18 protein-coding genes are annotated in these 16,881 nt (G+C 41.9%); 6 read left to right on the forward strand and 12 right to left on the reverse strand.

Features of this window, described 5'->3' with window-relative positions; translation table 11 throughout:
* On the forward strand, window positions 1-235 hold a 235-nt coding region (locus tag E0H81_RS13455), incomplete at its 5' end, for a transposase (RefSeq protein WP_171458599.1).
* Window positions 236-273: 38 nt separating this feature from the next.
* Here the strand turns inward: E0H81_RS13455 and E0H81_RS13460 are convergent.
* The 3 genes from E0H81_RS13460 to pheS form a co-directional block, all read right to left on the reverse strand.
* The gene (locus tag E0H81_RS13460) at window positions 274-570 is read right to left on the reverse strand and encodes an integration host factor subunit alpha (RefSeq protein WP_004649746.1); all 297 of its coding nucleotides are present in this window, start codon (window positions 568-570) and stop codon (window positions 274-276) included.
* Window positions 567-2,948 carry a phenylalanine--tRNA ligase subunit beta gene (pheT, locus tag E0H81_RS13465; protein WP_131319606.1) on the reverse strand — a complete coding sequence of 794 codons (2,382 nt, stop codon included), beginning with the start codon at window positions 2,946-2,948 and terminating at the stop codon, window positions 567-569. Before pheT ends, E0H81_RS13460 begins: the two co-directional genes overlap by 4 nt.
* Window positions 2,949-3,093: 145 nt before the next feature.
* On the reverse strand, window positions 3,094-4,074 hold the full coding sequence (pheS, locus tag E0H81_RS13470; RefSeq protein WP_131267062.1) for a phenylalanine--tRNA ligase subunit alpha: 981 nt from the start codon (window positions 4,072-4,074) through the stop codon (window positions 3,094-3,096).
* 156 nt (window positions 4,075-4,230) lie between these two features.
* Here pheS and E0H81_RS13475 point away from each other — a divergent pair, with 156 nt between their 5' ends.
* The gene (locus E0H81_RS13475) at window positions 4,231-5,274 is read left to right on the forward strand and encodes a hypothetical protein (protein ID WP_131319608.1); all 1,044 of its coding nucleotides are present in this window, start codon (window positions 4,231-4,233) and stop codon (window positions 5,272-5,274) included.
* A gap of 190 nt (window positions 5,275-5,464) precedes the next feature.
* Here the strand turns inward: E0H81_RS13475 and E0H81_RS13480 are convergent, their stop codons facing one another.
* The 3 genes from E0H81_RS13480 to orn all read right to left on the reverse strand — a co-directional run bounded on the left by E0H81_RS13480 (window position 5,465) and on the right by orn (window position 7,889).
* Window positions 5,465-5,974 carry a pyridoxamine 5'-phosphate oxidase family protein gene (locus E0H81_RS13480; RefSeq protein ID WP_131319610.1) on the reverse strand — a complete coding sequence of 170 codons (510 nt, stop codon included), beginning with the start codon at window positions 5,972-5,974 and terminating at the stop codon, window positions 5,465-5,467.
* A 383-nt stretch (window positions 5,975-6,357) separates the two neighbouring features.
* A complete protein-coding gene (locus E0H81_RS13485; protein ID WP_131319612.1) occupies window positions 6,358-7,146 on the reverse strand; it encodes a tRNA threonylcarbamoyladenosine dehydratase in 789 nt (262 codons plus the stop codon).
* A gap of 191 nt (window positions 7,147-7,337) precedes the next feature.
* The gene (gene orn, locus E0H81_RS13490) at window positions 7,338-7,889 is read right to left on the reverse strand and encodes an oligoribonuclease (protein ID WP_131319614.1); all 552 of its coding nucleotides are present in this window, start codon (window positions 7,887-7,889) and stop codon (window positions 7,338-7,340) included.
* A 125-nt stretch (window positions 7,890-8,014) separates the two neighbouring features.
* Here orn and rsgA point away from each other — a divergent pair, with 125 nt between their 5' ends.
* The 4 genes from rsgA (at window position 8,015) to secB (ending at window position 10,341) form a co-directional block, all read left to right on the forward strand.
* Window positions 8,015-9,073: a small ribosomal subunit biogenesis GTPase RsgA gene (gene rsgA / locus E0H81_RS13495; protein ID WP_131319616.1), complete on the forward strand. Its 1,059-nt coding sequence runs from the start codon at window positions 8,015-8,017 to the stop codon at window positions 9,071-9,073.
* A 93-nt stretch (window positions 9,074-9,166) separates the two neighbouring features.
* Complete coding sequence (locus tag E0H81_RS13500) at window positions 9,167-9,574, forward strand: rhodanese-like domain-containing protein (protein ID WP_131319618.1); 408 nt, start codon at window positions 9,167-9,169, stop codon at window positions 9,572-9,574.
* A gap of 21 nt (window positions 9,575-9,595) precedes the next feature.
* Window positions 9,596-9,850, forward strand: coding sequence for a glutaredoxin 3 (grxC, locus tag E0H81_RS13505; RefSeq protein ID WP_131267067.1), 255 nt, complete (start codon window positions 9,596-9,598; stop codon window positions 9,848-9,850).
* 38 nt (window positions 9,851-9,888) lie between these two features.
* Window positions 9,889-10,341, forward strand: coding sequence for a protein-export chaperone SecB (gene secB / locus E0H81_RS13510; RefSeq protein ID WP_067866540.1), 453 nt, complete (start codon window positions 9,889-9,891; stop codon window positions 10,339-10,341).
* A gap of 159 nt (window positions 10,342-10,500) precedes the next feature.
* Here secB and E0H81_RS13515 read toward each other — a convergent pair whose 3' ends face one another.
* The 6 genes from E0H81_RS13515 to E0H81_RS13540 form a co-directional block, all read right to left on the reverse strand.
* Complete coding sequence (locus E0H81_RS13515; RefSeq protein ID WP_131267068.1) at window positions 10,501-11,307, reverse strand: enoyl-ACP reductase FabI; 807 nt, start codon at window positions 11,305-11,307, stop codon at window positions 10,501-10,503.
* Between the two features lie 156 nt (window positions 11,308-11,463).
* Window positions 11,464-12,198: a Bax inhibitor-1/YccA family protein gene (locus E0H81_RS13520; protein WP_131319620.1), complete on the reverse strand. Its 735-nt coding sequence runs from the start codon at window positions 12,196-12,198 to the stop codon at window positions 11,464-11,466.
* A 174-nt stretch (window positions 12,199-12,372) separates the two neighbouring features.
* Entirely contained in the window at window positions 12,373-13,194 is an 822-nt protein-coding gene (locus E0H81_RS13525) for a TatD family hydrolase (RefSeq protein ID WP_131319622.1), read from the reverse strand.
* Window positions 13,194-14,186 (reverse strand): RsiV family protein, encoded by a 993-nt coding sequence (locus E0H81_RS13530; RefSeq protein ID WP_131319650.1) that lies wholly within the window; start codon window positions 14,184-14,186, stop codon window positions 13,194-13,196. Before E0H81_RS13530 ends, E0H81_RS13525 begins: the two co-directional genes overlap by 1 nt.
* A 66-nt stretch (window positions 14,187-14,252) precedes the next feature.
* Window positions 14,253-15,077 carry a hypothetical protein gene (locus E0H81_RS13535; RefSeq protein ID WP_131319624.1) on the reverse strand — a complete coding sequence of 275 codons (825 nt, stop codon included), beginning with the start codon at window positions 15,075-15,077 and terminating at the stop codon, window positions 14,253-14,255.
* Between the two features lie 108 nt (window positions 15,078-15,185).
* Complete coding sequence (locus E0H81_RS13540; RefSeq protein WP_131319626.1) at window positions 15,186-16,778, reverse strand: peptide chain release factor 3; 1,593 nt, start codon at window positions 16,776-16,778, stop codon at window positions 15,186-15,188.
* Window positions 16,779-16,881 lie beyond the last annotated feature (103 nt).

The raw sequence follows: 16,881 nt of genomic DNA on the forward strand, positions 1-16,881 counted from the left end.
AAATAGTGTAGTGGTTATGGATAATGCAGCATTTCATAAAAGAGCAGATATTCTGGAGTTATTGGAACAACAAGGGCATAAAATTCTTTGGCTTCCTGCATACAGCCCTGATTTAAATCCTATAGAACAGATGTGGGCATGGGTTAAACGTAAGCGTAAAGAATGGTTGATCGACTCAGTCGATGAATTATTTCGAGTTTTTTTCGAATCCTGTATGGATAATAAAGTAGTTTGACTATAGCGCTTGGCAAATTTAAAATAAAAAAAAGCAGATCAATCGATCTGCTCATTTCCTACGCGCTGGCGGAATTTCTGCCCTGCACGGAATGTGACTACACGGCGTGCAGAAATTGGAATTTCTTCACCCGTTTTTGGGTTTCGACCTGGGCGTTGACGTTTATCACGCAACTCAAAGTTACCGAACCCCGAAAGTTTTACTTGTTCGCCTGAGATTAGCGCTTGGCTAATCTCATCGAAGAACAACTCGACCATTTGTTTTGCTTCACGACGGTTTAAACTCGTGAGCTCACTTAAATGATCAGCCATTTCTGCTTTTGTTAATGCTGTCATGAAGCCCTCAATGTCGCCTGATAAGTGTTTTGCAACACTTCGATGATTTGATCCATACCCGATTTAATTTCAGCATCTTCAAGTGTACGTGATGGATGTTGCCATAAAATTGCAAATGCTAATGAGCGTTTACCTTCTTCGACACCTTGTCCAGTGTATACATCGAACAACCAGGTCGAGCCTAATAACTCTCCACCCGTTTTTTCGATAAGTTGCTGAATTTCGCTAACATTAATCTTATCACTAATTAAAAGCGCAATATCACGTCTAACCGATGGAAAACGTGATAATTCTGTAAAATTAGATACATAAGTTTGCAAAACAGCCTGTTGATCGAGTTCTGCAACCCAAGTAATGCCCAAATCAAGCTCATCTTCTAAAGATGGGTGCAAACGGCCGAGGTAACCGACAGACTTGCCATCGACTAAAATTTCAGCAGATTGGCCAGGATGTAACCATGCACGTTCTGAACGGACATATTCAACTTTTACACGGCCCGCAGCTAAAATCTCTTCAACTTCACCTTTAAGGTCAAAGAAATCCATCGGCTGTGCTTTCGCATGCCAAGATTCAGCATTTTTAGCACCGACTGCAATTAAAGCCAAAGTCGGGATTTGTTTCAGATCATGAATGCTTTTTGCATCTTGATAATCAAACCGCAAACCTAGCTCAAAGAAACGTACGCGGCTTTGCTGACGGTTAATATTGTACTGCACGCATGGAATCAAGCTGGATAATAAAGTCGAACGCATCGCAGCCAATTCGCTTGAGATTGGGTTTGCCAACATCAATGGATTAACATTTGGATTCAATTGTTTTTCAAGTTTAGCATCGGCAAAGCTGAAGCTGATCGCTTCTTGATAACCTAAAGTCACCAAGGTTTGACGAAGTTGAGGCAATTCAAACTGATCTTGATGTTTTGCAAGTTTCACATCAATCACAGGCAGACTGATTTGAATGTTGTCATAACCGTGAATACGGGCAACTTCTTCAATCAGGTCTTGATAAATAGCCATGTCATAACGATGTGAAGGCGGAACAACAGTCCACTCGCCTTGTGCTTTTACCGTTACGATACAACCGAGACGTTGCAACGCATCGTTAATAAAGTCACTTTCAACGCGATAACCCAATAATTGATCCACCTGAGCTTGATTCAGTTCAATTGCATCACGTGTTGGTAAAAGTTCAGCTTTTTCTGCAACGATAACCGGACCAAACTCACCACCTGCCAATTCAGCAATAAGCTGTGATGCACGGTTCATGGCAATCATTGGTAATTCGAAATCGACACCACGTTCATAGCGCTGAGATGCATCGGTATGTAAACCATAACGGCGTGCACGACCTGCGATGTGTAATGGTGCGAAGAAAGCAGATTCCAGGAAGATTTCAGTGGTTGCATCAGTCACTGATGAAGACAGGCCGCCCATAATACCGGCAATCGCTAATGCTTTTGCATCATCTGCAATGACCATCACATCTTCAGTCAATTCAACTTCTTGCTCGTTCAAAAGAACCAGTTTTTCAGCAGCAGTTGCCTGACGCACATGAACTGCACCTTGAACCTTGCCGCCATCAAATGCGTGTAGTGGTTGACCGAGCTCAATTAAAACGTAGTTGGTGATATCGACAAGAATACTGTGCTGTCGGATACCAGAACGAGCCAGCGCACGCTCCATCCATTCAGGTATCGGTGCTTTGGTGTTGACGTTTTTGATTACGCGACCTAAATAACGTGGGCAACCTTCTGTATCAACAAGCACATTTTTAACATCTGTAATTGTTGCAGCAACCTGCTTGATTTCAGGTGCAGTCACAGCCAATTGGTTAATTACACCAATTTCACGTGCGATACCACGGATACTGAAACAGTCACCACGGTTTGGCGTGATGCTGATATCAATCACGTTGTCATCAAGGTTTAAATATTCACGTACATTTACCCCGACAGGCGCATCGTTCGGTAACTCTAAAAGACCATCAATTTTATCTTCAAGGTCGATTTCAGAAGCACCGCACAGCATGCCTTGTGATTCAACACCACGAAGCTTGCCTTTCTTGATTTTAAAATCACCCGGCAACACTGCACCAATGGTGGCTACAGGAGCTTTCATCCCTGCACGTACATTTGGCGCACCGCACACGATTTGTAAAGGCTCACCTGAACCAATGTTCACTGTGGTGACACGTAAACGGTCTGCATCTGGATGCTGTTCCACAGTCAGAACTTCACCTACAACCACACCTGTAAATGGTTTGGCTGCTGGAGCCAACTCATCGACTTCCAGACCCAGCATAGTCAATTGATCAGACAGTTTTTCACTATCAATGGCTGGGTTGACCCACGTGCGTAACCAATTTTCGCTAATTTTCATTTCTATAAAAACCTATAAATCTAATGTCTTGAATCCCCTCTAACTCCCCCTTTTTCACGGGAGAACCCCAACCATTTCGCGGAGTCCCTCCCCTTTTTAAAGGAGATGAGAAGCACTGCTTCGCAAGAGAGGTTAATAAATTCGTTTAAGCAAATTGGCGTAAGAAACGCACATCATTTTGGAAGAACATACGCAAGTCATTCACACCGTAGCGAAGCATTGCAAAACGTTCTACACCCAGACCAAAAGCAAAACCTTTATATTTTTCAGGATCGATGCCCGCAGCTTGAAGCACATTCGGATGCACCATACCGCAACCTAGAACTTCTAACCAACGACCGCGTTCATCCATAATATCCACTTCGGCACTTGGTTCAGTGAACGGGAAATAAGATGGACGGAAACGTACGGTTAAATCTTTTTCAAAGAATTCATTTAACAGGTTAACCAATAAACCTTTCAGTTCCGCAAAGCTGGTATTTTCCGCAATGTATAAGCCTTCAATTTGATGGAACATTGGCGAATGGGTTTGATCCGAGTCACAGCGATAGACACGGCCCGGGCAGACAATGCGAATCGGCGGCTGCTGGGTTTCCATGGTACGGATCTGCACACCAGAAGTATGCGTACGCAATAAATGATTTACATCAAAATAGAACGTGTCATGCATGGCACGTGCCGGATGATGACCCGGAATATTCAATGCTTCAAAGTTGTGATAATCATCTTCAACTTCAGGACCTGTCGCAACCGTAAAACCAGCTTTGGTAAAGAATTGGCAAATACGTTCTTGCACTTGAGTCACAGGGTGGATACTGCCCACGCTTTGACCACGACCTGGCAAGGTAATGTCGATCATTTCGCTAGCAAGTTTTTGTTCTAGTGCAGCTTTTTGTAATTCCGCCTGGCGTGTCGTTAATGCACCAGTAATGGCTTCACGTACAGCGTGAATTTTCGCCCCAAAAACTTTACGTTCTTCAGGGTCCATTTTACCGAGTGCCTTCGATTGTTCCGCGAGCTGGCTTTTCTTCCCTGTAAATTGCACTCGTACTTGATCGAGTGTAGCAAGGTCTTGAGCTGCTGCAATCGCAGCGAGCGCTTCAGTGGTCAGGGCTTCCAGTGACATAGTAACTCTCAAAGCAACAATTTAAAAATATAATAAAACCCCATATTCTAACAGTTTTTGAACGTATTGATGAAGTTCCCTGTAGAGGAAAATTAGATTGGCATCCAGATTTATAAAAAGTATAAGATAAAGTCATTATTTATGAGATCAATAACAATGGCACTCGATCCAATTTGGAAACAACAATTGACTTTGGTAACGTATGGTAATGAGTATCTCAGCCAGAATTTAAGCTTTAATTACTGGGTACAGCATTCCATTTTTAACCAGCATAACTTGCGTTTCCGTGATCTCATGTCACAACATTTACTGGCGCAACATTTTCAAATCTGGCTTGAAGGCCTAAAAAAACAAGGCACTCATCGCATTAGCTTACATAGCTCAAGCCTTTTAATTGACGAAAAAAATCCAAATGCCAATGTAGAGCTTTTAGCCATTCCGCATTTTATTGTCAGCCATGAACACAATAAAAAAACCGCCTGGATTTTTGGTAAGGAACTCCCAGAATGGTATAGCGCTGACAATGACTATGAAGCGCCTAAACCGCAGCAGGAACAATGCCGTCAGGAAACATTTTGGCGTTTTGATTTAAATCCCAAGCTTGCAAAACGTCTAGATGCCGATTTACAACAGCCGAATTGGGATGACATTCAGGCTTATACCGATAACGAATTATTCGATAGCAAGTTTGCACAAGGCTTTAGCGAACCGGCAAACCGGGATTTTCCTTATTACGGCCTTACTCAGGCGGAGACCGAAAATGCCGAGGGTTCGCCTTTGCTTGAAAGTAAATATCTGCCTTTACTGCCAACTGACTATCAAGCAGATTATGCACATACCACACTACATCGTTTAGAAGCATTATCGAGTTACATTGAGCACAAGCAGCAGCATCCGTTTCATGCCGATGGCAGTGAACTAACACCGGAAGAACAACTGAATCTGCGCCACTTTTCGCAAAAACTGGATGATTTAAGGGCAAAGTTTATTGTCAAAGTTGCCAATCATTATCAGTCTGCAAAACTGACCCAAGTAGAAATGGCCAATCCTCTGGATGGAGCACATACAATTCCCCAGGTATTACCTCATTTAAAAACTCACAAAGCGCATGTTCCGCACAAAGTCGGTGCATCTGGGGTAATTAAACTGATTTTGTTGACTATCGTGATTTGTATCCTGGCTTATTATTTCGGACTTTAATTTTTATAAAGATACTTAAACATCAATGCAGCAGATACAAATCAGTAGACATAAAAAGAAGAACAGGTATTTTATCCATACTTGTTCTTCTTATCTTATGTTTGGTTAGTCTTAAAAATAAGATCAAGCAAAGTTTATATTCAACCTACCCACTGATCCGATATTTTCAACCCACCTGAATATAAACAGATTACAAATCCAGCTTTTGATGATCTGACTCGACTTCACCGGCATGCCCGGTAACATTGCCTTTTAGCACTTTAAAGAGCTGGGTCACTTTATTGTCAGTCACGTTCCAGTATTCTGCACTCACCGCTTCAGCGACCAAAACGCGCACACTCGGATCTTCCTTTCGTTTAAACCAGTTTTCAGCCCAGGGATTCCAGAGCTGATCAATCAAGGCGCGATCTGTACTGATATGCGCATGCGCACTAATCGAGACATAAATATTGTCAGAAGGTTTGGCAAAAGATAACCCAATCTGATTACGCCCTGAATTGACTGCACTCACCAAATCGTTGCTATCTTTCAAGATAAAGTACAGATTGTGACTTTGACTCATCTGCTCAGTCTTTTTGGAATTGAGCATGGTCATGGGTTGTGAATGCAATTCCTGGGTTTCAGTCGCGTGACTGATCATGGCATATTTTACATCCTTGATAAGTTCCCATAATTTTTCGCGATTATGATTATCCGTCATTACTCTTCTCCTGAAGCCAAACTTTAGAAATAAGAAAGAAAAAATTATTAAATGTTGTGCATTCGCTTCTTTTCCAGAGTAGTGATATTTTTTGCTTTGAGTATCCCCCCTTACTCAACTTATACATTTGAATAATAAAAGATTGGCTTAAAGCTCATAAGAAATAACGAAAAAGAATTTATTTAGCAAGAGAATCAGGAAGTCGAATCTAGGTTGAGATTTTTATCGTTGGTGAAATAACAGGAAAAAGTGGAGTAACCAATTAATTTATTATTATTCAATTATTTAGTATTAATCTTGCATGAATCATATTCAGGACTGTTGATATTTAAGAGTAAACACAAAAAGTAATTCACAAAATGAAAATACCAACAGCCCAGATTCTATAATGATTTTGATGCTGCAGTTTTCACTTTCTTAACCGTCAGCTTCTTCAGAACTTCTGAAACTGCAATCATGGCAAAACTTGAAGTGACCACCACGGCTGAACCATAACCACCACAACGCAAGCCGGCACTTGGACAAACATCTGCACTTGAGAATGAGTTATCAATCGAATACACGCAGGTAATACCAAATTTCTCTTTGTGCTTTTTACCAATCCCTTTGGCGCGTAACTGAGTACGTAACTTGGCTAACATCGGATCTTGTTCAGTTTTAGACAAATCTGCAACACGAATTTTTAAGGGATCCAGCTTTCCGCCTGCCCCGCCAGACACGATTAAAGGAATTTTATTGAATCTGCAATGCAGCATCAAGGCCAATTTGGCTTTGACATCATCAATGCAGTCTAGAACTACATCAGGCTTGTTCTCTAAAAGTTGCTTGACATTATCAGGTGTTAAATAATCATCTACCAAATTGATTTTAATCCGTGGATTAATCGAATAACAACGCTCTGCCATCACCTCAATTTTCTCACGCCCCAAGGTCGAACTCATGGCAGGCAACTGACGGTTAATATTGGATGCAGCAACCACATCCATATCAATGATCGTCAGTTCAGCAATACCGGTACGTGCCAAAGCTTCAACCGCCCAAGAACCGACACCGCCAATCCCGATTACCATCACATGGCTGTGCTCATACTGACGGAAAGCTTCATCTCCATAAATTTTTTCCACACCTGCAAAGCGGCGCTCATATTCATCATCTTCAGGAAGATTAGTCATTCGTCATCTGGTATCTAAAAAACACCGGCGCATTTTACCAAATTCCACCCTAATTCGATAATCTATATCTTTCGCATGATCTTCCACATGATTAAGCCGATGAAATAAATATAAAAAATTGCTCAAAAATAGAGATAGAATTTTTACAGCTATAAAAAAAGAGGCTTCCGCCTCTTTTTCTCACTCTTTATTTAATTGGTAATAAAGAAATACTGACGATAATATTTGAGTTCCACAATCGAATCGCGAATATCATCCATGGCTAAATGCGAGGCATTCTTTTTCAGGCCACTCATGATTTCTGGGCGCCAGCGTTTCGCCAACTCTTTCACTGAAGACACGTCAAGATTACGGTAATGGAAAAACTGTTCCATTTCCGGCATTAAACGGTGCAAAAAACGACGGTCTTGGCAAATGGAGTTGCCACACATGGGTGATGATTTTGGTGTCACCCATTTTCTCAGGAACTCTAAGGTTTGTTGTTCCGCATCTTGCGCCGTGAGTTTACTACGGCGTACACGTTCAATCAGACCTGATTGTCCATGTTGACGGGTATTCCACTCATCCATCGCATTGAGCACGCGATCCGACTGGTGAACAGCAAGCACAGGGCCTTCCGCCAAAATATTGAGGTTATCATCCGTCACAATAGTTGCAACTTCAATAATTTGGTCGTTATCAGTATCTAGACCTGTCATTTCAAGGTCAATCCAAATCAGGCGTGTATCAGGAGTGCTGCTCATAAATGTGCAATCTTATTAGGCTTAAAAACCGCTATAGTAGCAAATTTATTGCGTCGATGCTGTAACTCGTACCCCGCTTCATGCTATTTTTGACATCCTTAGTTCATGGTTTTTTTAGGATATGAATGGCTTTAATTCGTAAACGTCGTTTAACTGAACAGCAGCAACGTCGCATTCAGAAACAACATCAAACACGTCAAGAAGAACTCGACACTTCAAGTGACTTAGAAGGCTTGGTGGTACAGCACTATGGTCGTCAACTTGAGGTTCAAGCCCTATCAACGCCTGATGAGCATCCGATCAAACCTGAAGTACTCGCAGGTGAGCCAGACCCGTTCTGGAAGCCGATTGAACTCGGCAGTGTCTGGCGCTGTCATACCCGGACCAATTTAGAAGCATTGGTTACAGGTGACCGGGTCAAATGGCAGGCTGACCCGAATACCGGACTGGGGATTATTACTGCGATTCATCCACGTCAATCCCTGCTGACCCGTCCTGACCGCTACCATAAAGTTAAACCGGTTGCAGCCAATGTCAGTTTAATTGTGATTGTGTTTGCCTCCTTCCCAGAAGTCGCGCCAAGCTTAATTGACCGTTATATCGTGGCGTGCGCCGATGCAGAAATTCCTGCACTTTTGGTGCTAAATAAAGCTGACTTGATTAAAGAAAATGATCCAATTTTGAACTTGATGAAAGAGTATCAAGCATTGGGTTATGAAGTAATGCAAACTCAATCTGATGGTGATTTAACTGAACTGGCCAATCGTTTGGCGGGCGAAACCGTGGCCTTTGTGGGGCAGTCGGGGGTCGGGAAAAGCTCGCTGATTAATGCCATGGTTCCCGATGCTGCACAAAAGACCAATATCATTTCAGAAAACTCTGCACTGGGTCAGCACACCACCACCTCTACACGTTTAATTGCGTTCGGTGAAGGTGCAGCACTGATCGACTCCCCCGGAATTCGTGAATTTGGTTTATGGCATTTGAACCCAGATAAAGTTCAGCGAGGTTTTCCTGAAATAGAAAATCTGCTTGGACATTGCCAGTTCCGTAACTGCACCCACAAGCACGAAAAACAATGCGCTTTGCGTCAGGCAGCCGCGAATGGTGAAATTTTACAGCGTCGTTTAGACAGTTATTTACGTTTAGGCGATGAAATTGCTGAAGCACAGCAAAAAAATTAGTTTTTCTTAACCCTTAGCCCTTGAAGCGGCGATTTTGATCGCCATATTTATGAGCTATACTCTACGCAATTTAAAATTGTATTTAGGTGACTTGTGGAACGTTGGTTGGAATTTATGGGGAATCACCCCTTCTTGTTTGGAACACTTGGGGTTCTCATCGTTTTGTTCTTCGTTTTAGAAGGACAACGCAATGGTCGTAAGATTTCACCACAGTCTTTGGGTATTTTAGTCAAAGCTAAAAATGCTCTGCTGATTGATTTACGCGATGCGAAAGACTTTCGTGAAGGTCATATCAGCGGTAGCCGTAATATTCCGTATAGCCAAATTACAAGCCATCTTGAAGAGTTAAAATCTTCGGATCGTCCACTGGTGTTTATCTGTAACCTGGGTCAAATCGCAGGTACAGCTTTGCAACAAGTGGGTCATGCTGATAGCTACCGTTTAGATGGCGGCGTAAACAACTGGAAAGTCCAAGGCTTACCGCTCATTAAAAGTAAATAATTCGCTTAAGGAGATATCTTAATGGCTGAAGTAGTAATTTATTCAACAACTGTATGCCCTTACTGCGTTCGCGCAAAACAACTTCTTGAGCGTAAAGGCGTTGTATATAAAGAAATTAATTTATCTAAAGAAGCGCCTGAAGTACGTCTTGAATTGATGCAACGCACCAATCACCGTACTGTTCCACAAATTTTTATTAACGACCAATTTATCGGTGGTTTTGATCAACTTTATGCTTTAGAGCGTGAAGGAAAACTCAACGACTTATTGGCTTAATGGTTTTATTAAGTCACCCTCATATTAAGGATTAAAAAATGAGTGAACAACAAGCTCAACCGCAATTAGCACTTGAACGCATTTATACTAAAGATATTTCTTTTGAAGTCCCGGGGGCGCAAGTATTTACCAAAGAATGGCAACCTGAATTAAATATCAATTTGTCTTCTTCGGCAGAAAAAATTGATGCGACCCATTATGAAGTTGCATTACAAGTGGTTGTTCAAGCGAATAACGCAGGTGAAACAGCATTCATCGTTGATGTAACTCAATCCGGGATTTTCTTGATTGATAGCGTTGAAGAAGAACGTCTTCCTTATATTTTGGGTGCATATTGCCCAAATATTTTGTTCCCATTCTTACGTGAAGCTGTAAATGACATGGTCACTAAAGGAAGCTTCCCGCAATTGCTGCTTACCCCAATTAACTTCGATGCTGAATTCGAAGCGAATATGCAACGTGCTCAAGTTGCTGCTGAAGGTCAGGCTTAATCATATAAGCCTGCCTCATATAAAAAAGACCGCAGATGCGGTCTTTTTAATGCCTAAACTCCCTCTCCTAAAGGAGAGGGTCAGGGAGAGGTTATTTATTAATTCCCTCACCCTCTTACGGAACAGTGTTCCTCATCCCAGAGGGAGAAGGAGAAAAGCTTATTCAGCATCCGCCATCAAATCTGCGCTCATACCAACCGTATTAAAGCCAGCATCAACATACATGATTTCGCCGGTAATACCATTTGCCCAAGGTGAGCATAGGAATAATGCAGCATTACCCACATCTTCAATGGTTACATTACGTTTAAGTGGTGCAACTTTTTCATTTAAATCGAGCATTTTACGGAAAGATTTAATGCCTGATGCTGCCAGTGTACGAATTGGACCCGCTGAAATGGCATTCACACGAATACCTTCGCTACCCAAGCTTGATGCTAAATAACGAACACCTGCTTCCAGTGATGCTTTTGCCATGCCCATCACGTTGTAGTTTGGCATCACACGTTCAGAACCTTGGTAAGTCAACGTCAGCAAGCAGCCTTGGCGAACTTTAAGTAAAGGTTTTGCAGCACGCGCCATCGCAACAAAGCTGTATGCACTAATGTCGTGGGCAACGTTAAAGCCTTCACGGTCGGTAACATCGGTAAAGTCACCATCTAAAGTATGCGCTGGTGCAAAACCGATGGAATGAACCACGCCATCCAGACCATCCCAATGTTTTGCCAAGTCTAGAAAAGCCTGGTCAATTTCAGCATCAACAGCCACGTCACAAGGAAAAACTAAAGTTGAACCAAACTGTGTAGCAAAATCATCAACACGTTTTTTTAATTTTTCATTTGGATAAGTGAATGCGAGTTCCGCACCTTCACGGTGTAAGGCTTGAGCAATACCAAATGCAATGGATAACTTACTTGCAACACCTGCGATTAAAAAGCGCTTACCCGCCAATAGTCCTTGTGCCATGTGAATCTCACTCAAAATAATTTACAAGCATAATGCCAAGTCTGGAGCATTTGCGAAATTGCATAATGCACCTTTTTTAGCATGTTCTGTAAAAATCATAAAAATGCCCCTAGATATAGGAGCATTTTATTTAAATTCATTTCGCATTAAAGAGGATCAATCATTACTCTGTAATAAACCAAGCAAACGCAGGAAGGAATAATACATCCAGACCAAAGTCGCCAATAAGGCAATACCACACAGCCATTCCATCGCTTTCGGCGCGTACTGCGCAGCTGATGATTCAATCAGGTCAAAGTCGAGAATCAGGTTTAAAGAAGCAATCACCGCAACAAATGCAGCAAAGCCAATTCCAAGCCAGTTACTTTCAAAAAGGTAAGGAATGCTTGAGCTAAAAGCCAGACGCATGACAATTTGCACCACAAAGACAATGGCGATCGCAATGGAGGCTGACAACACCACGGCTTTAAATTTTTCTGTGGCACGAATAATTTGAAAGCGATACAAGGCAAACATCACCAAGGTGGTGATAAAGGTCGCCAGTAAAGCTTGCAAAGGTACGCCTGGGAATTTCACCTGGAAGATCACTGAAATCCCTCCTAAAAAGGCACCTTCAAACAAGGCATAAGGAATCGCCAATACCGGTGCCGTATTCGGCTTAAATGTCGCGATGAGTGCCAGAATCAATCCGCCAATCGCACCGACCATTGCCCCGGCATAGGCCAGTGATAAATTTAGGGTCATGAAGCTATAAAAAAACAGAGACAAACCCACCGCAGCAGCAATCACTGTCAGTAATACAGATTTTTGAATCGCGCCTTGTACCGTCATGGTCTGGTTAAAATCACTTTGGGTTTCCACCCGGGTCAAAATGGGGTTATTACTTTGCATAATTCACTCATTCTTTTTCATTTGGATTTTTAAAATAGTATAGACAGGTTTTAACAATAGAAAATGGATCTTTGCAACATTCTACAAAACAGGAAGATCTAAGGACTACATTGATAGCAAACGATGAAATCAAATACCAATATTTATGGATAAAAGGTTATTTCATAACATCTTTTATGAATCAAGATGTAAGGCATGCAGTGAATTTTGCCATAATTTTTCAGCAAGAAAAGCTTGATCCAGATTCAGTGCCTGTGCCAGTCCATCCAAAACATAAAGCAAGTTCACAGGCGTATTTCGGGTTCGGTGTTCGGTAGAACTTTGACAACATAACGGCGTCATATCTGGGCAATCAGTTTCCAAGACCAAATGTTCCGCCCCGATTTCCTGAACCACCGCATGTAATTTTTTCGCATTCGGATTGGTAATTTGCCCGGTGACGCCAATTTTAAAACCCAGTTTAGTAAATGCCTTGGCTTCTTCTATGCCGCCACTAAACGCATGGGCAATACCGCCCAACTTAAATTGATGCTGCTTCAAGATTGCCAATGTTTCAGCATGCGATTTACGGATATGCAATAACACGGGCTTATGAAATTGCTGCGCCAATTCAAGTTGTGCAGAGAAATAATCTTGCTGCTTTTGAAAAATGTCTGCTTGCTTATGCTGTTTTAAAAAAGTATCCAGACCAATTTCACCAATCGCCACACACGATTCAGTTGTTAAAAGTCGCTCTAAATCTATAAGATGCGATGCTTGATGCTGTTCAATATAAAAAGGATGCAGACCCGGCGCTAAATAACTTTGTGGCGCATCCGGTAATTGATTTAAAAAATGCTGAGTCTGAAGCAAATTTTTAAAGCGAGATTGCACAAAACCAATCAAAATTAACCGTTCCACCCCCACCGTTTTTGCAGCATACGCCAGTTGTTCCCGATCATGATCAAAATCGGGAACATCAAAATGGGTATGGGTATCAAACAGTGAATAAGGCATTAAGATTGAGCTTTATTTGCTGTAGCTGTACTTGCCGGCATTGAAGCATTTTTTGCTTCAACTGGAGGCAAATACTGTTTCTTCAGCACAGTTTGCAATTGATCATAAGGAATGGTCAAACGTGGCAATCCAACCACATACGGGCCAATTTCATATTCACCATATTGCAAAATCAAACCTTGGCTGGATAAGTAAAAATTATCCGATAAGGTGAATTTCCATGCCTGTTCATATTCTTCAACGCTATTCGCCAACTTGGATTCAATTACCCAGGCTTTAAACTTTTCATGCGCTTTCTTTTCCAAAGCTGCTTTTTGATTTGGCGCCAAAATATCATTCAGCTCAACCTGTTTTTTCTTTTCCAGGTCAAAATTATAGTAGCGCTGTGAGGATGAGCCATGTGCCCCACCCAAATAACTACTCGAATTTAAAACAACAGTCGCCAAAGGCAAGTCTGCATTTAAGATCTTCGGCTTGATCATTAAACTGATTTGATGATTGGCACTTAAAGCCTTCAATTCTTTATCCAAAGAGAGGAAATTTAGCAAATAAGGTGCAACTTGTTGTTCCAGTTTTTGCTTCGGCGTTGCAACTGCTAATGATGCTGGCTGTTCAGCTGCCTGCTCCTGAGCTTTTGCATCTTTCGGATTTTCCGCGATTGTCGCCTGCTGATTTTCTTTCAGCAACTTCGGAGAAATATCTAAAATTTGATCCAGCTGTTTTAAAATTTGCTGGTTAATAAAGTCATCAATAAAGGCCTGATTACTGGAAAGGCGTTCAATCGAAATTTCCGGACAACTATTACCATCACATTCAGGCAAATTTAAAGTTAACTTTTCAACGTCCCCTGCCAATTTTAATGCTTCAGCCTGAACCGCTTCAGATGCTGCCGCTTGATCCTGTTTAGGTTCGCTTTGCTTAGGCTGGCAGGCACTCAAGGCAATCGCCGCCGCAAGTATACTCATGGTAAAGATTGTTTTATTTTTTAGCATCATCTGACCTATCATTTTAATCGGGTAAACTGACTTCTGTTAGATGTCTGTATTTACAACGGATTACTAGAACATATGCTGATACACATCAACTTTCAATATCTGTTGCGTTTGTTCTTTGCTTAAATAAATATCCAGTTGTTTGCCATCCTGAACAATTTCATGGGTACGATAATGTAAGCCAATTCCTTCCTGATCGAAGAACCAGTCGGCTTGTCCCCAATAGAGTTTTTTTGGCGCCTGCTGTCTCACGTCAGCCGTTTGCTCTTTCAACCATTTTTGGTAAGCCTGCTGCACAAGGTTATTCATCGTGTTTTGCTGTTTCGGTTCAATCACATCCAACACAGTAACTGCTTTCTGTTTTTTACGGTCGGCGACAAAGAAGTAATAGCGTTCCTTAACCTTAATGCCTTCTTGATTGGTATCTACGCCCAATTGCATCAGCACATATTGATTACGCTGATAGGCAATTCGGGTATACATCGAGAGTTCATAGGCTTTATTCTTGGAAAATTCCGCCTGCCACGCATCTGACTTTTTCACATATACATTGATGGCTTGTTGCAGGCTCATATCCTGTTTCATGCCGATTTGATCTTGAATCACCACAGCCTGGCTTTTTGCAATCCAGTCATTTAACCAGGTATCTTCGGTATGTACGGTTTGAATGCTCAGGTCAATACAATTTTTGGTTTCACAAAAGGGCAAAGCAATTTTTGCCTCCTGTTCCTGAATATTTAAATACGGTAAAACTTCTGCTTTCTCAATTTTCACTACTGAAGTTTCAGACTTTTCATGTGATGGGTCTGGCTGTTGTTGTTTTGAAGCATCGCAAGCACTGAGTATCAAACCAATGGCGATCACTGATGCGCCGACTATTTTCCCGTTCATGCTTACAACTCTTTTTCTAAAGTGACTGATCTGTATAAATGTATCTATCTAAATGATTCTACATAATAAAACAGCTTCATAAAGAAGCTGTTTTATTTTTCGTTATGTTTAGTGTTCGCGTGTAGCACGGAATTGAATATCCGGATAACGCTCTTGCATTAACTGCAAGTTCACACGACTTGGCGCCAGGTAAGTCAAATGACCACCACCATCAATCGACAATTGGTCATGCGCTTTTTTCTTAAACTCGTTGAATTTCTTTTCATCATCACATGAAACCCAACGTACAGTATTAATGTTTACCGGCTCGTAAACGCAATCAACTTTGTATTCTTCTTTCAAGCGGTACGCCACCACTTCAAACTGAAGTACACCGACTGCACCCACAATCAGGTCATTACTGATTTGCGGCATAAACACCTGAGTCGCACCCTCTTCGGAAAGTTCTTTCAAGCCTTTTTGAAGTTGCTTGGATTTTAGCGGATCTCTTAAACGTACACGGCGGAACATTTCTGGCGCAAAGTGCGGAATACCGATGAAATGAACATTTTCACCCGATGAAAAAGCATCGCCAATCTGAATAGTCCCGTGGTTGTGTAAACCAATGATGTCACCTGGCCAAGCTTCCTCTAACTGTTCACGTTCACCTGCCAAGAAAGTTAATGCATCACTAATCCGTACATCTTTACCCAGACGCACATGATTCATTTTTAAACCTTTCTCATACTTACCTGAGCAGATTCGCATGAATGCAATACGGTCACGATGTTTCGGATCCATATTGGCCTGAATTTTAAATACGAAGCCGGTGAAACCTTCTTCAGTCGCTTCTACAGTACGTTCCTTGGTTGGATGCGCCTTCGGTTCAGGTGCCCATTTAATGAAAGCATCCAGAACATGGTCAACCGCAAAGTTACCTAAAGCGGTACCAAACAGAACGGGTGTTTGTTTACCTTGTAAGAATAGCTCACGGTCAATCGGATCATTGGCCATTTGAACCAACTCTAACGACTCTTCAAAGGCAGCAAAAGCAAGATCACCGACTTTTTCACGCAAGTCCGGATAATCATAACCATCACGAATTTCAATATCGGTAATGGTTGAACCAAAACCTGCTTTGTAGACGTAAAATTTTTCTTCTGCAAGATTATACACACCGGCGAAATCACGTCCCGTACCCATGGGCCAAGTCAGGGGCACACAACGGATTTTCAACACGTTTTCAATTTCATCAAGCAATTCTAATGGCTCGCGAATTTCACGGTCCATTTTGTTGACGAAAGAAATGATCGGTGTGTCGCGCATACGACACACTTCCATTAATTTAATGGTACGATCTTCGACCCCTTTTGCACCGTCAATCACCATCAGTGCAGAGTCAACTGCCGTTAAAGTACGGTAAGTATCTTCCGAGAAATCTTCATGTCCCGGGGTGTCCAGTAAGTTAATCACATGCTTTTTATAAGGAAACTGCATAACCGAAGTGGTGATGGAAATACCACGTTCTTTTTCCATTTCCATCCAGTCAGACGTTGCAGCACGGTCTGACTTGCGGCTTTTGACCATCCCGGCAACCTGAATCGCTTTACCCCACAACAACAGTTTTTCTGTCATGGTGGTTTTACCAGCATCGGGGTGGGAAATAATCGCGAACGTCCGTCGCTGCGCGACCTGTGCCGCTAATTCGTCTTTAAAACTCATGAAAGATACCTACTGCAGAATGGCAGTGTAAAAGATCAGAACTGATCAATATAAAAATTTGGCGATATTGTAGCAGATCATCAAACTTTTGAAATGAACTAAA

Origin of the sequence: Acinetobacter terrestris (genome assembly GCF_004331155.1) — a bacterium.
In the GTDB taxonomy this organism is placed as follows: Bacteria; Pseudomonadota; Gammaproteobacteria; order Pseudomonadales; family Moraxellaceae; genus Acinetobacter; species Acinetobacter terrestris.

What these genes read in the sequence shown, in the direction of transcription:
- secB (WP_067866540.1), top strand. Translation starts at nt 9,889, where the DNA reads ATGAGTGAACAACAAGCTCAACCGCAATTAGCACTTGAACGCATTTAT.
- E0H81_RS13485 (WP_131319612.1), bottom strand. Translation starts at nt 7,146, where the DNA reads ATGACTAATCTTCCTGAAGATGATGAATATGAGCGCCGCTTTGCAGGT.
- orn (WP_131319614.1), bottom strand. Translation starts at nt 7,889, where the DNA reads ATGAGCAGCACTCCTGATACACGCCTGATTTGGATTGACCTTGAAATG.
- pheS (WP_131267062.1), bottom strand. Translation starts at nt 4,074, where the DNA reads ATGTCACTGGAAGCCCTGACCACTGAAGCGCTCGCTGCGATTGCAGCA.
- E0H81_RS13460 (WP_004649746.1), bottom strand. Translation starts at nt 570, where the DNA reads ATGACAGCATTAACAAAAGCAGAAATGGCTGATCATTTAAGTGAGCTC.
- E0H81_RS13480 (WP_131319610.1), bottom strand. Translation starts at nt 5,974, where the DNA reads ATGACGGATAATCATAATCGCGAAAAATTATGGGAACTTATCAAGGAT.
- E0H81_RS13520 (WP_131319620.1), bottom strand. Translation starts at nt 12,198, where the DNA reads ATGCAAAGTAATAACCCCATTTTGACCCGGGTGGAAACCCAAAGTGAT.
- E0H81_RS13535 (WP_131319624.1), bottom strand. Translation starts at nt 15,077, where the DNA reads ATGAACGGGAAAATAGTCGGCGCATCAGTGATCGCCATTGGTTTGATA.
- E0H81_RS13525 (WP_131319622.1), bottom strand. Translation starts at nt 13,194, where the DNA reads ATGCCTTATTCACTGTTTGATACCCATACCCATTTTGATGTTCCCGAT.
- E0H81_RS13540 (WP_131319626.1), bottom strand. Translation starts at nt 16,778, where the DNA reads ATGAGTTTTAAAGACGAATTAGCGGCACAGGTCGCGCAGCGACGGACG.
- E0H81_RS13530 (WP_131319650.1), bottom strand. Translation starts at nt 14,186, where the DNA reads ATGCTAAAAAATAAAACAATCTTTACCATGAGTATACTTGCGGCGGCG.
- E0H81_RS13515 (WP_131267068.1), bottom strand. Translation starts at nt 11,307, where the DNA reads ATGGCACAAGGACTATTGGCGGGTAAGCGCTTTTTAATCGCAGGTGTT.
- E0H81_RS13475 (WP_131319608.1), top strand. Translation starts at nt 4,231, where the DNA reads ATGGCACTCGATCCAATTTGGAAACAACAATTGACTTTGGTAACGTAT.
- pheT (WP_131319606.1), bottom strand. Translation starts at nt 2,948, where the DNA reads ATGAAAATTAGCGAAAATTGGTTACGCACGTGGGTCAACCCAGCCATT.
- rsgA (WP_131319616.1), top strand. Translation starts at nt 8,015, where the DNA reads ATGGCTTTAATTCGTAAACGTCGTTTAACTGAACAGCAGCAACGTCGC.
- grxC (WP_131267067.1), top strand. Translation starts at nt 9,596, where the DNA reads ATGGCTGAAGTAGTAATTTATTCAACAACTGTATGCCCTTACTGCGTT.